Origin of the sequence: Streptomyces flavovariabilis (genome assembly GCF_000725785.1) — a bacterium.
Lineage (GTDB): Bacteria > Actinomycetota > Actinomycetes > Streptomycetales > Streptomycetaceae > Streptomyces > Streptomyces hawaiiensis.
Window position 1 is genome coordinate 50526 of sequence record NZ_JNXD01000004.1, and the last position, 13160, is coordinate 63685.

The following is a 13160-nucleotide window of genomic DNA, read 5'->3' on the forward strand; positions in this document are numbered from 1 at the left end:
GTCCGGGTGGAGGCCGGACGCCGCGGGCCCGGGCGGGGAAGCCGTCAGGCGCTCACAGCCGCCGGCAACGGCATCCGGGCCGCCTCGTACCGTTCCAGCACCACCCGCGCCACCTCCGGCGCCGGCCCCAGCACGTCCGCCAGGACATCCGCGTCGGCCGCGCCCCGGGCGATGCGGTCCGGGAGGAAGCCGGGGGCCAGGACGTACGGGGCGACGGCGACCCGGGAGCAGCCCAGTTCCCGGAGTTCGCGGACGGCGTCCTCGGTGCGTGGAAGGGATGCGGAGGCGAACGCAGGCCGCACGGCGCACCAACCGGTGTGCCGCCACTCCCGCGCGATTTCTGCGATCACTGCGATCGCCTCCGGGTCGGTGGACCCCGCCGAGGCCAGGACGACACCGGTCGCGGACTTGTCGGCGGGGGTCAGGCCCGCCTCGTACAGGCGGCGTTCCAGTGCTGCCAGGAGGAGGGGGGACGGGCCGAGGACGTCCGCCTGGTGGACGCGGAGCTGCGGGGGCGCGTCCGCGAGGACCGCGGGAATGTCCGCCTTCGCGTGGAACGCCCGGGTCAGGAGGAGGGGGAGGGCGACGACGTCGCGGACGCCCTGCACCGCCAGGGACTCCAGGACCCCCTGCACCGAGGGGACGTTGAAGTCCAGGAAGCCCGTCTCCACCCGGACGTCGGGGCGCAGCGAGCGCACCCGGCGCACCAGGGCGTGCACCGTCGCGGCATGGCGCGGATCGCGGCTGCCGTGGGCGATGACGAGGAGGACGGGCTTGCTGTTCATGGGCTTCAGCTCTTCACCAGCAGACCGCGGCTGCGCAGCACCCACCGCTCCAGCGGGCTGAAGATCAGCAGGTCGATCGCGATGCCGACGATGAGGATCAGGAGGATGGCCTCGAAGACCATGGCCATGTCGCTGGCGTTGCGGCCGTTCTCCAGCAGCTGGCCGAGGCCGACGCCGAGGTCGGGGAAGGACGCGATGATCTCCGCGGCCATCAGGGAGCGCCAGGAGAAGGCCCAGCCCTGCTTCAGGCCCGCCACATAGCCGGGCAGCGCGGCGGGCAGGACGATGTGCCAGGTGCCCTTCAGGCCCGTCGCGCCGAGCGTACGGCCCGCGCGCAGGAACAGCGGGGGCACCTGGTCGACGCCGGAGACCAGGCCGTTGGCGATCGACGGGACCGCGCCGAGCAGGATCACCGCGTACATCATCGAGTTGTTCAGACCCAGCCAGATCACCGCGGGCGGCACCCAGGCGACCGACGGCAGCGACTGCAGGCCCGACAGGATCGGACCGATCGCCGCGCGGATGAACTTCACCCGGGCCACGATCAGACCCAGCGGCGTGCCGATCACCAGGGCCAGGCAGAAGCCGAGCAGACCACGCGAGACGCTGGTCCAGATGTAGCCGAGCAACTCGCCCTGGAGCCACGCCGTCTCGACGACGTCCCACACCGCGGACGGCGCGGGCAGCTTGGTCGGGTCGTCGACGACCTTGAACGAGACGAGCGCCTGCCAGACCGCCAGCACCAGCGCGACGGCGAGGACGGGCGGCAGGATCTTCTCGGTGAAGGTCTGCCGGAACGGGGTCCGGCCCGTCTGCCGTGTCTCCAGCGCGTCCAGGCCCGCCTCCAGCCCGGCGAGATCGCTGCCGTCCTTGGCGACGGTCGTCGATTCAGTGCTGGCCATGACGGCGGATCTCCCCACGCAGTTCTTCGGTGATCTCGACGGACAGCTCCGCCACCTGGGTGTCCTCGATGCGGCGCGGGTGCGGAATGTCCACCGTCCACTCGCGGGCGATCCGGCCCGGGCGGGAGGACAGCAGCACCACGCGCTGCGCGAGCCGGACCGCCTCGCGCACGTTGTGCGTGACGAACAGGACCGACAGCTGCGTCTCACGCCAGATGCGGGTCAGCTCGTCGTGCAGCACGTCCCGCGTGATGGCGTCCAGCGCCGCGAACGGCTCGTCCATCAGCAGCAGCTTGCTCTCCTGGGCGAGCGCCCGCGCCAGCGCGACGCGCTGGCGCATACCGCCCGACAGCTCGTGCACCCGCTTGCCGTACGCGCCCTTCAGCCGGACCAGTTCGAGCAGCTCCTCGGCCCGCTCCCGCCGTTCGGCCTTCGGTACGCCCCGCAGCTTCAGGGCGAGTTCGATGTTCTTGCCCGCGGTCAGCCACGGGAACAGCGCGTGCTCCTGGAACATCAGCGCCGGGCGGCCGTCCGTGGCGATCTGGCCGACGGTGGGCCGGTCCAGGCCCGCCACCAGGTTGAGCAGCGTGGACTTGCCGCAGCCCGAGGCCCCCAGGAGGGTGACGAACTCTCCTGGCGCGACATCGAGGGTGATGTCGTCCAGGACGAGCTGCTGCCCGGCGGGGCCCGAGAACGACTTCGACACGTGGTCGATCCGGGCGGCGTGCGTGGCCGCCTCGGTGCCGTCGGCGGCCTTGGCGAGGGTCGTGGCCATGGTCGTCACCTCCTGGGAACTCTTCACAATGCGGCTTCGGGATGCGGTCTTACTGGGCGCCGAGACCGGCGTCGTCGACCGTGGGCTCGCCCTCGGCCTTCAGGACCTTGTTCAGCGGCGCGAGGTCGTAGATGCCCTTCAGGTCCGGCGTCTCCAGCAGCCCCGCCTTCACCGCGTGCTGCGCCTCGGTGTTCAGGGTGGAGGCCAGCGGGTCGTCGGTGAACCGGATCGACTTCCACGCCGGGTCCAGTACCTCGGCGGGCAGCGCCTTGCCGGTTTCCTCCTCCAGCAGCTTGTTCGCCGCTTGCTTGGCCGCGTCCGGGTTGGCGTTGATCCACTTGTTGGTCTCGACCGAGCCCTTGAGCACGGCTTCGACGACCTTCGGGTACTTCTTCAGGAAGTCCTGCCGCACGATGATGTTCGTGATCACGAACTTCTTGTCCGGCCACAGCGACGACTCGTCGAGCAGTACCTTGCCGCCCTCGGCGACCAGCTTCGACGCGGTCGGCTCCGGTACCCAGGCGCCGTCGATCGACCCGGCCTTGAAGGCGTCCGGGGTGACCTTGTTGTCGCTGCGGACGACCGTGACGTCACCCTGGCCGCTCTGCGGGTCGACCTTCCAGCCCTGCTCCGCGGCCCAGTTGAGGAACGCCACGTCCTGCGTGTTGCCCAGCTGCGGGGTCGCGATCCGCTTGCCCTTGACGTCCTTCAGGGACTTGATCTTGTCCGGGTCGACCACCAGCTTCACGCCGCCGGACGCCGAACCGCCGATGATGCGCAGGTTCTTGCCGCCGGACTTGGTGTAGCCGTTGATGGCGGGGGAGGGGCCGATCCAGCCGATGTCGATGGAACCGGAGTTGAGCGCCTCGATCTCCGAGGGGCCGGCGTTGAAGACGGCCGGCTCGACCTCGGTGGCGCCGAGAGCCTTCTGGAGGATGCCCTTCTGCATGCCCACCAGCGCGGTGCCGTGGGTCAGGTTGCCGAAGTAGCCGATCTTGACTTTGTCGAGACCCTCGATCTTCTTCGCCCCGGCCGCGACCTTGGCGGCACCGTCGTCCTTGGCCTCGGAGCCGTAGCCGCAGGCGGCCAGTGTGAGCAGGGGAAGCGCGGCGATGACCGCGAGACCGCGGCGGAGAGCGGATGGAGCAGGCACGGGAGGTGGTCCTCTCGAAGGCCCGGCGGTCACGTTCCGATCAGGTCGTGGCCGGGAGGTCGGCGGGTTTTCGTCTACGGCGGTGGGGGGTGAGGGCGCGCGGGCAGTGCGCGTACGTCAGCGCACACATCGCGCCACTCCGCCCTGCCCGCTGCCGAGAGCACCGCTGCCGACGCGGCCGCCCTCCTTGGCGAACATGGAGTAGAAGTCGGGGGAGGTCATGTCAGAAGTCCCACCCGTCGTCCCCGGACTCGTCCTTGACCGGCTCCGGGGCGGCGAAGGACTCGCCGACCATGCCGGCGGTGAGGGTGGTGCCGTCGTTCGGGTCGATCAGGATGAACGAGCCGGTGCGCCGCGAGTCGGCGTAGGAGTCGACCGGCAGCGGCTCGGCGGTACGGATCTTCACCCGGCCGATGTCGTTGGCGACGAGCTGTCCCGGGTGCGGGTGCAGGGACAGGTCGTCGAGTGTGAGGCGGGACGGGATGTCCTTGACGATCGCCTTGACCGTGCGGGTGCCGTGCTTGAGCAGCACCCGGTGGCCGACCGTCAGGGGGGCGTCGGCGACATGGCAGACGGTCGCCTCGATGTCCTGCGTGGTCGCGGGCGCGTCCTTGCTCGGCACGATCAGGTCGCCGCGCGAGATGTCGATGTCGTCCTCCAGCAGGAGGGTCACCGACTGCGTCGTCCAGGCCACGTCCACCGGCTCGCCCAGCAGGTCGATGCCGGAGATCTTCGAGGCGCGGCCCGACGGCAGCACCGTGACGGACTCGCCGACGTGGAAGGAACCCGCCGCGATCTGACCGGCGTAGCCCCGGTAGTCGGGGTGGTCCGGGCTCTGCGGCCGGATCACGTACTGCACGGGCAGCCGCGCGTGGCAGTGGCTCAGGTCGTGCGCGACCGGGACCGTCTCCAGGTGCTCCAGCACGGTCGGGCCGCCGTACCAGTCCATGTTCGCGGAAGGCTCCACGACGTTGTCGCCGACGAGCGCCGAGATCGGGATCGCGGTGACCTCGGGGACGCCCAGTTCGGTCGCGTACGCCGTGAACTCCTCGGCGATGGCCGCGAACACCTTCTCCTCGTAGCCGGCGAGGTCCATCTTGTTGACGGCCAGGACCGCGTGCGGCACGCGCAGCAGGGCGGCGATGGCCGCGTGCCGGCGGGTCTGCTCGACCACGCCGTTGCGGGCGTCGACCAGGATGACCGTCAGCTCGGCGGTGGAGGCGCCGGTGACCATGTTGCGCGTGTACTGCACATGGCCCGGGGTGTCGGCGAGGATGAACCGCCGCCGGGGCGTGGCGAAGTAGCGGTACGCCACGTCGATGGTGATGCCCTGCTCCCGCTCGGCCCGCAGGCCGTCCGTCAGCAGCGCGAGGTCCGGGGCCTCCTGGCCGCGGCTGGCGGAGACGCGCTCCACGGCCTCCAGCTGGTCGGTGAGGACCGACTTGGAGTCGTGCAGCAGCCGCCCGACGAGGGTGGACTTGCCGTCGTCGACGGAGCCGGCGGTGGCGAACCGCAGAAGGGTCGTTTCCGCGAGTTCCTCGGTGGTGATCGTGCTCATCTTTAGAAGTACCCCTCGCGCTTGCGGTCTTCCATCGCGGCCTCGGACATCTTGTCGTCGGCGCGGGTGGCGCCCCGCTCGGTGAGCCGGGAGGCGGCGATCTCCACGATCACCTTCTCGATGGTGTCGGCCTCGGAGTCCACCGCACCGGTGCAGGACATGTCACCCACGGTCCGGTAGCGCACGAGCCGCTTCTCGACGGTCTCGCCGTCCTTCGGCCCGCCCCACTCGCCGGCGGTCAGCCACATGCCGCTGCGGGAGAACACCTCGCGCTCGTGCGCGTAGTAGATCTGCGGCAGCTCGATGCCCTCGCGGGCGATGTACTGCCACACGTCCAGCTCGGTCCAGTTGGACAGCGGGAACACGCGGACGTGCTCGCCGGGCGCGTGCCGGCCGTTGTACAGGTTCCACAGCTCCGGGCGCTGGCGGCGCGGGTCCCACTGGGAGAACTCGTCGCGCAGGGAGAACACCCGCTCCTTGGCCCGGGCCTTCTCCTCGTCGCGGCGTCCGCCGCCGAAGACGGCGTCGAACTTCTCCGCCTGGATCTTCTCGGTCAGCGGCAGTGTCTGCAGCGGGTTGCGGGTGCCGTCCGGGCGCTCCTTGAGGACACCGCGGTCGATGTAGTCCTGCACGGAGGCGACGTGCAGCCGCAGCCCGTGCTTCTCCACCGTGCGGTCGCGGTACTCGAGGACCTCGGGGAAGTTGTGCCCGGTGTCCACGTGCAGCAGCGAGAACGGCACCGACGCCGGGCGGAACGCCTTCAGCGCCAGGTGCAGCATGACGATGGAGTCCTTGCCGCCGGAGAAGAGGATCACCGGCCGCTCGAACTCGCCCGCCACCTCGCGGAAGATGTGCACCGCCTCGGACTCGAGGGCGTCGAGGTGCGACAGCGCGTAGGGGCTGCCGGTCTCCTCGGAAACGGTGGCGACGGTCGTCATGCCAGTCCCCTTTCGGTCAGCAGGGCGTACACGGAAGCCGCGGACTCCTGCACGGTCTGGTTCTGCGACTCGATGCGCAGGTCGGGTGACTCGGGCGCCTCGTACGGGTCGTCGACCCCGGTGAGCCCGGTGAGTTCGCCCGCGGCCTGCTTGGCGTACAGGCCCTTCACGTCACGCTCGCTGCACACCTCGACGGGCGTCGCGACATGCACCTCGACATACCCGGTGCCGTTCGCCTGGTGGCGCTTGCGCACCGCCTCCCGGCTGTCCTGGTACGGCGCGATGACGGGGACGAGGGCGAGCACGCCGTTGCGGGCGAGCAGTTCGGCGACGAAGCCGATGCGCTGCACGTTGGTGTGCCGGTCCTCGCGGCTGAAGCCGAGACCCGCCGAGAGGAACTCGCGGATCTCGTCGCCGTCGAGCACCTCGACCCGGTGGCCCTCCTCGCGGAGCCGGCCGGCCAGCTCGTGGGCGATCGTGGTCTTGCCGGCGCTCGGCAGACCCGTGAGCCAGACGGTGGCTCCGGTCGTCACGTCACTCTCCTGAATCGTCGTCGTCATCCGTGCAGCCCGCACTCGGTCTTGCTGCGGCCGGCCCAGCGGCCGGCGCGCGCGTCCTCGCCCTGAAGGACGCGGCGGGTGCAGGGTGCGCAGCCGACGGAGGCGTAGCCGTCCATCAGCAGCGGGTTCGTCAGGACGCCGTGCTCGGTGACGTACGCGTCCACGTCGTCCTGGGTCCAGCGGGCGATCGGGGAGATCTTGACCTTCTGCCGCTTCTCGTCCCAGCCGACCACCGGGGTGTTCGCCCGGGTCGGGGACTCGTCGCGGCGCAGACCGGTCGCCCAGGCCTGGTAGTCCTTCAGACCCTGCTCCAGCGGCTGCACCTTGCGCAGCTTGCAGCACAGGTCGGGGTTGCGGTCGTGCAGCTTCGGGCCGTACTCCGCGTCCTGCTCGGCGACCGTCTGGACGGGGGTGAGCGTGATGAGGTTGACATCCATCACGGCCTCGACCGCGTCGCGGGTGCCGATGGTCTCCTCGAAGTGGTAGCCGGTGTCGAGGAAGACCACGTCGACGCCGGGCATGGCGCGGGCGGCGAGGTGGGCGACCACCGCGTCCTCCATCGAGGAGGTCACGCAGAAGCGCTTGCCGAACGTTTCGGCCGCCCACTGGAGGATCTCCAGCGCGGAGGCGTCCTCCAGATCGCGGCCCGCCTGCTCGGCGAGCTTCTTCAGGTCCTCGGCAGTGCGCTCTTCCTGAACGGTCGTCATATCTGTGCCCCTCCGGAATCGGATCGCTTCAGCCCCTGGGCCAGCAGCCCGAGGAACTTCAGCGAGAAGGCCCGGCTGCACGCCGCGCATTCCCACGCGCCGTGCCTGCCCTCCGCGGCCTCGCTCGGACGCAGGTCCTCGTCACCGCAGTAGGGGCAGTAGAACGGTGCCGCCCGCTCGCTCATGACAGGGCCTCCTCGTCGGCTCGCGACGCCCACGCGGCGAACCGCTCGCCGTCCTCGCGCTCGGCCTGGAACCGCTTCAGGACGCGCTCGATGTAGTCCGGCAGATCCTCGGAGGTGACCTTCAGACCGCGCACCTTGCGGCCGAAGCCGGCCTCCAGGCCCAGGGCGCCGCCCAGGTGCACCTGGTAGCCCTCGACCTGCTCGCCCTTGTCGTTGAGCATGAGCTGGCCCTTGAGACCGATGTCCGCCACCTGGATACGGGCACAGGCGTTGGGGCAGCCGTTGAGGTTGATGGTGAGCGGCTCGTCGAAGTCCGGCAGACGCCGCTCCAGTTCGTCGATCAGCTGCGAGCCGCGCTGCTTGGTCTCGACGATCGCCAGCTTGCAGAACTCGATGCCGGTGCAGGCCATCGTGCCACGCCGGAACGAGGAGGGCCGGGCGGTCAGGTCGAGCGCCTCGAGGGCCTCGACGAGCGATTCGACCTGGTTCTCCTCGACGTCGAGGACGATCATCTTCTGCTCGACGGTGGTGCGCACCCGGCCCGAGCCGTGCGCTTCCGCGAGGTCGGCGATCTTCGTGATCGTCGTGCCGTCGACGCGTCCCACGCGCGGGGCGAAACCGACGTAGAACCGGCCGTCCTTCTGCCGGTGCACCCCGATGTGGTCGCGCCACAGCTGGGACGGCTGCTCCGGGGCGGGCCCGTCCACCAGCTTGCGCTTGAGGTACTCGTCCTCCAGGACCTGGCGGAACTTCTCGGCGCCCCAGTCCGCGACGAGGAACTTCAGGCGGGCGCGGGTGCGCAGCCGGCGGTAGCCGTAGTCGCGGAAGATCGAGATGACGCCCTCGTAGACGTCCGGCACGTCGTCGATCGACACCCAGGTGCCCAGGCGCACGCCCAGCTTGGGGTTGGTGGACAGGCCGCCGCCGACCCACACGTCGAAGCCGGGACCGTGCTCGGGGTGCCGGACGCCGACGAACGCGACGTCGTTGATCTCGTGCACCACGTCCAGCACCGGCGAACCGGAGATGGCGGTCTTGAACTTCCGGGGGAGGTTCGAGTACGCCGGGTTGTTCAGGACGCGGCGCTTCATCTCCTCGAGCGCCGGGGTGGCGTCGATGATCTCGTCCTCGGCGATACCCGCCACCGGCGAGCCGATCATCACACGCGGGGTGTCGCCGCAGGCGGTGACCGTCGACAGGCCCACGCCCTCCAGCCGGTTCCAGATCTCGGGCACGTCCTCGATCCGGATCCAGTGGTACTGGACGTTCTGCCGGTCCGTGATGTCGGCGGTTCCGCGCGCGAACTCCTGCGAGATCTCGCCGATGACCCGCAGCTGTCGCGTGGTCAGTGCCCCGCCGTCGATGCGGACGCGCAGCATGAAGTACTCGTCGTCCAGCTCTTCCGGCTCCAGGATGGCCGTCTTGCCGCCGTCGATGCCGGGCTTGCGCTGGGTGTACAGCCCCCACCAGCGCATGCGTCCGCGCAGGTCGTTCGGGTCGATCGAGTCGAAGCCCCGCTTGGAGTAGATCGTCTCAATGCGTGTCCGCACATTGAGACCGTCGTCGTCCTTCTTGAACTGCTCGTTGCCGTTCAGCGGGGTGTGATGCCCCACGGCCCACTGACCCTCACCGCGGTGACGGCTCACCTTGCGGCGGGGAGTCGCGGCGGCAGGGTTCTGCGGGGTGGCGGCCATGGTTGATACGTCCTTCGGGACAGGCGGGAAAGCGGCTCTGACCTGCGCATGCGAGCGCATGGGCATAGGGCGCGTCGTTGCGCGGGAGTGAGGCAGGAAAGGAAGATGTCGGGCGTGGGCTGAGTACGCTCAGTGCGCCGGACAGATGGCGCTGGACATGCGGCCGAGGTCGACGTGCCGCCGACTCACCAAGGCAATTCCAGTTCCAGACATGACGGAAGCGTGTCACGGCGATCTGGACACAGTCCAGCTTCGTCCAAGATGCGGACACCCTTGTCTCGCAGAGCAAGACAAGGGTGTCGTTGGTCACATCAGTTGCCCCGAAGTGTCCGTCCAGGTCAGACGGGGAACGCCCCAGCCCACGGTCCCGGAGCGGCGGCAACCGCCTCCTCCTCGACCTTGGTGTCGAACAGCTTGAAGCCCCGACGCTGGTAGTTGGCCATCGCGTGCTCGCCGTCCTTGCTGCAGGTGTGCAGCCAGACCCGCTTCGTCGGCGCCAGCCCGGCCCAGCGGTCCGCCAGGTCCCAGGCCCGGGCCGTGCCGTACGACAGCAGGTGCCCGCCGATGCGCCGGCCCCGGAAAGCGGGGAGCAGGCCGAAGTGGGCGATCTCCACGACCCCGTCGTCCTGGGCCTCCAGCTCCACGTACCCCGCGGGTGTGCCCCGGTCGTACGCCACCCACGTCTCCACGCCGGGCCGCTCCAGGTGCTCCAGCCACCGCGCGTACGACCAGTGCAGCTGGTCGGTCCAGAGGATGTCACCGCCGACCGAGGTGTACAGGAACCGGCTGAACTCGGGCGAGGGCACCTCGGAGCGGACGACCCGGACGTCCCCGCCCGGCGCGACGGCCGGCAGCAGGTCGGTCGGGGCGGTCTGCTCCAGAGACCAAGTGGTCACGGCGATGGTGGTCATGCGGGCCAGAAAATCATCTGACCCGCTCGTCTGTCGATCGGCCCCGTCCTCCGCGGGCGGTGCCGGTCAGTCCAGCGCCCTGCCGATCGACGTCAGCGGCAGCGCGAACAGCATGCGCCCCGACTGGGACCAGACCTCGCCGGTCTCCTCCCAGTAGGACAGGGAACCCGACCCGCCGCTCCAGCAGTGCCGCGTCCCGTCCGTGCCGCACCGTGCCGCCCGCGCGCCGTCCGTGTCCTGGCGCCACAGCGTCCCGTGCCCGCCCGGACTGCCCGCCGCACGGTCCAGGTACCAGCCCGAGCGGCGGCTCAGCACGCCTCGTACGTCGGCCGTCTTCGTCTCGTACGCCTCGACCGGGTCCGCCTTTCCGGAGGAGCCGGTGGCGAGCAGGCCGGAGCGGGCCGGCTCCCGGCTCAGCGCGTAGCGCCACAGCCGGGTGCGCCGGTCGCCGTCCGCGGGCACCCACTCGCTCGCGACCAGACTGTCGGGGGAGGTGCTGCGGTCCAGAGAGACGGTCGCCGGTCGGGATGCGCCGTCCCCGCCGGGCAGCGTGTACGAGCCGACGGTCGGCAGCACGAACCGGTAACCGTGCGCCGCCCAGCCGCTCCCCACCCGTCCGACCGCGTCGGACTCGACGGTGGCGCGCTGGATGCGGTCCATGTCGTACACGTACAGCGCGTCCCGGTCGCCCTCGCGGGTCGTCACCAGCAGCTTGTCCTGGTACCAGACCATGCCGGACAGCGGGGAGACCAGCCCCCGGTAGTCCCGCCCGCCGTTCACCGGAACGGCCAGCAGGGCCCAGGTGTAGCGCAGCCGGGCGGGGTCGTTCGCGTCGACGAAGGCGACCTTGGCCAGGCCCTGTCCGGGCGCGGGGCCGTCCAGGGAGCCGCCCTCGGCGCCCCGGGTCCAGCCGGACAGGATCACGCGGTTCCCGCCCCAGCGGCCGTCGTCGTCCGCGTCGCCCGAGGTCGTGACCGCGCCGGCCCGCCAGCCCCGGGTGTCGGAGCCGCCGAAGCAGTACGCGCGCGTGGCCGCCGGCTCCACCGGCAGGCTGTGCTTCTCGGAGGCCGAACAGTCGGCCGCGTCCCGCAGCGGCAGGTCGGCGCCCTCCAGTACCGCGCCGACGCCGACGGGCCGGCCCATCTCCGACGCGAGCCGGTCCAGCCACTCCCCGGGCACCCGGTGCTCGGCCAGCGGCAGCCGCCCGGCCCCGGCGGACGCGGAGACCGGCTTCAGCGCCCCGGGGGCGTCGGCGACGGTGGCCTGCGAGGCGCTGATCACGGTGGCGGCGGCGGTGAGCGCGAGAGCCGTCCCGGCCAGGGTCGCGCGCAGCGCCCTGCCCCGCCTGCGCCGCCGGTGTCTGCCGCGATGCTTCATAACGTCCTCCTGAGGCGGACCAACTGCGCCTGTTGATCCGTACGTTGACGGAGGAGCAGGTGGGGTGGCCCGTACAGGGATGCTACGGCAGGTGAGCGGTGCGGGGGCGAAGACGCTGCAAATATGCGAAAGATGCACCCCTCGGGGCGGCTTGTACGGCACGCGCAGTGAACCTCAGGGCGCCGGTGCGGACCTGCGCTGCCTGCTCACCGCCGGTGCGGTCGAGTGCGGCAGCAGACCCCGAGGGTCGTCCGGAAGCAGCACCTCCACCTCGGCGTCCTCGGCGAACCGGTACGGCCGGTGCTCCAGGAACGCCCCCAGATACCGCCGCACCCGCGACATCTCGGCACGCACCGTCACCGTGCGCCCCGGGTCGCCGAACACGTCCCCGGCCAGGCCCGAGGCGCTGCGGCCGGAGCGGTGGACCGCGAGGAGGTACAGCAACTCCGCGTGCCGCGGGCTCAGTTCCCGGGTCCAGGAACCCGCCCCGCCGAGCACCTCCACCGACCAGCGGCGCGCCTGCCTGAGGTCCAGCACGATCCGGGCCGGGCCGCGCGGCACCGGCTCGCCGGCGGCCGCCCGCAGCAGCCAGCCCCCGGCCAGCGGCTCCACCGAGCACAGCCCGAGCGCCGGCAGCCATCTCGAACCGGCCGACAGCGACTTCGGCAGGGCCACGCGCCGCGCGTACGGCATCCCGCTGACCGCGGCGGTCCAGCCGTCCGGGTCGACGACCAGGGCACGGCCGCCGATCCGGGCCAGCACCGGCGCCGCCACCGCGCGCAGCCGCTCCAGCGACTCCGTGTGCATCTCCCGCAGCCGGGCCTCGGCGAGTCTGGCCACCGAGCCCACCCAGGCGAGCGTGGCCGGATGCATCGTCTCCAGCGGCCCGCTCACGTCCACCACACCGAGCAGCCGGCCGTCCCGCGGATCCGTCAGGGGAGCGCCCGCACAGGTCCAGTCGGCCTGGGAGCGCACGAAGTGCTCGGAGGCGAAGACCTGCACGGGCCGTCGCACCACCGCCGGGGTGCCCAGGCCGTTCGTCCCGACGACGTCCTCACGCCAGTCCGCACCGAGTTCAAAGCCCAGCCCGTCCGCCTTGCGCAGCACCGGCGGGCTGCCCTCGCGCCACAGCACCCGGCCGTCCTCGTCGGCCACGACCATGATGTGGTGCGCGACGTCCGCGGCCGCCAGCAGCCCCTCCCGCAGCACCGGCAGCACATGGCGCAATACCGTCGTCTCGCGCCGTCGCTGCACCTCCTCGCGGGACAGCGGATCCGCCCGGACGTCGTGGTCCGGGTCGACGCCGCTGCGCATCATCCGCTGCCAGGACCGCTCGATCACCGGACGCGGTGACACCGGAGCGGGCTGCCCGGCCAGCCGGGCGGAACGGACCTCGCTGAGGACCCGGGCCGCGCGCGTGCTGTCCACGGCGGCCAAGTGCGTGACGTCCATGCGCGTGCGCCCCCCGGAGTCGCTTCTGACTGTCCGTCTCATAGTGCCGTCTGCCCCGGGGTGCGCGCACAGTCCGCACAGTCAGCGGCAACTTGCAACCCTCTGCAACCCTGGTGGACAGCCCGGCTGTGGCCGAAACTTGAGCGGCGCCGTCCCGAGCGGC

14 protein-coding genes are annotated in these 13160 nt (G+C 71.1%); all 14 read right to left on the bottom strand.

Features of this window, described 5'->3' with window-relative positions:
• Positions 1-44 precede the first annotated feature (44 nt).
• The 14 genes from IO24_RS0109465 to IO24_RS0109530 all read right to left on the bottom strand — a co-directional run bounded on the left by IO24_RS0109465 (position 45) and on the right by IO24_RS0109530 (position 12997).
• Complete coding sequence (locus IO24_RS0109465) at positions 45-785, bottom strand: sirohydrochlorin chelatase (protein WP_031133914.1); 741 nt, start codon at positions 783-785, stop codon at positions 45-47.
• Between the two features lie 5 nt (positions 786-790).
• A complete protein-coding gene (locus IO24_RS0109470; protein WP_031133916.1) occupies positions 791-1687 on the bottom strand; it encodes an ABC transporter permease in 897 nt (298 codons plus the stop codon).
• The gene (locus IO24_RS0109475) at positions 1674-2462 is read right to left on the bottom strand and encodes an ABC transporter ATP-binding protein (RefSeq protein ID WP_031133918.1); all 789 of its coding nucleotides are present in this window, start codon (positions 2460-2462) and stop codon (positions 1674-1676) included. Before IO24_RS0109475 ends, IO24_RS0109470 begins: the two co-directional genes overlap by 14 nt.
• Before the next feature lie 49 nt (positions 2463-2511).
• Positions 2512-3615 (bottom strand): aliphatic sulfonate ABC transporter substrate-binding protein, encoded by a 1104-nt coding sequence (locus IO24_RS0109480; protein ID WP_031133920.1) that lies wholly within the window; start codon positions 3613-3615, stop codon positions 2512-2514.
• Positions 3616-3838: 223 nt separating this feature from the next.
• A complete protein-coding gene (locus IO24_RS0109490) occupies positions 3839-5173 on the bottom strand; it encodes a sulfate adenylyltransferase subunit 1 (protein ID WP_031133924.1) in 1335 nt (444 codons plus the stop codon).
• A gap of 2 nt (positions 5174-5175) precedes the next feature.
• Entirely contained in the window at positions 5176-6111 is a 936-nt protein-coding gene (cysD, locus tag IO24_RS0109495; protein WP_031133926.1) for a sulfate adenylyltransferase subunit CysD, read from the bottom strand.
• A complete protein-coding gene (cysC, locus tag IO24_RS0109500) occupies positions 6108-6644 on the bottom strand; it encodes an adenylyl-sulfate kinase (RefSeq protein ID WP_037667664.1) in 537 nt (178 codons plus the stop codon). The genes cysD and cysC overlap by 4 nt, the downstream gene beginning before the upstream one ends.
• A gap of 23 nt (positions 6645-6667) precedes the next feature.
• Complete coding sequence (locus IO24_RS0109505) at positions 6668-7378, bottom strand: phosphoadenylyl-sulfate reductase (protein ID WP_031133930.1); 711 nt, start codon at positions 7376-7378, stop codon at positions 6668-6670.
• Complete coding sequence (locus IO24_RS0109510) at positions 7375-7563, bottom strand: hypothetical protein (protein ID WP_031133932.1); 189 nt, start codon at positions 7561-7563, stop codon at positions 7375-7377. Before IO24_RS0109510 ends, IO24_RS0109505 begins: the two co-directional genes overlap by 4 nt.
• The gene (locus IO24_RS0109515) at positions 7560-9257 is read right to left on the bottom strand and encodes a nitrite/sulfite reductase (protein ID WP_031133934.1); all 1698 of its coding nucleotides are present in this window, start codon (positions 9255-9257) and stop codon (positions 7560-7562) included. Before IO24_RS0109515 ends, IO24_RS0109510 begins: the two co-directional genes overlap by 4 nt.
• A 129-nt stretch (positions 9258-9386) precedes the next feature.
• A complete protein-coding gene (locus tag IO24_RS47340) occupies positions 9387-9470 on the bottom strand; it encodes a putative leader peptide (RefSeq protein WP_311241247.1) in 84 nt (27 codons plus the stop codon).
• Positions 9471-9595: 125 nt separating this feature from the next.
• Positions 9596-10168 (bottom strand): GNAT family N-acetyltransferase, encoded by a 573-nt coding sequence (locus IO24_RS0109520; protein WP_031133935.1) that lies wholly within the window; start codon positions 10166-10168, stop codon positions 9596-9598.
• Positions 10169-10234: 66 nt separating this feature from the next.
• Entirely contained in the window at positions 10235-11545 is a 1311-nt protein-coding gene (locus tag IO24_RS0109525) for a hypothetical protein (protein ID WP_031133937.1), read from the bottom strand.
• A gap of 174 nt (positions 11546-11719) precedes the next feature.
• Positions 11720-12997 carry a GAF domain-containing protein gene (locus IO24_RS0109530; RefSeq protein ID WP_031133939.1) on the bottom strand — a complete coding sequence of 426 codons (1278 nt, stop codon included), beginning with the start codon at positions 12995-12997 and terminating at the stop codon, positions 11720-11722.
• Positions 12998-13160: the final 163 nt, after the last annotated feature.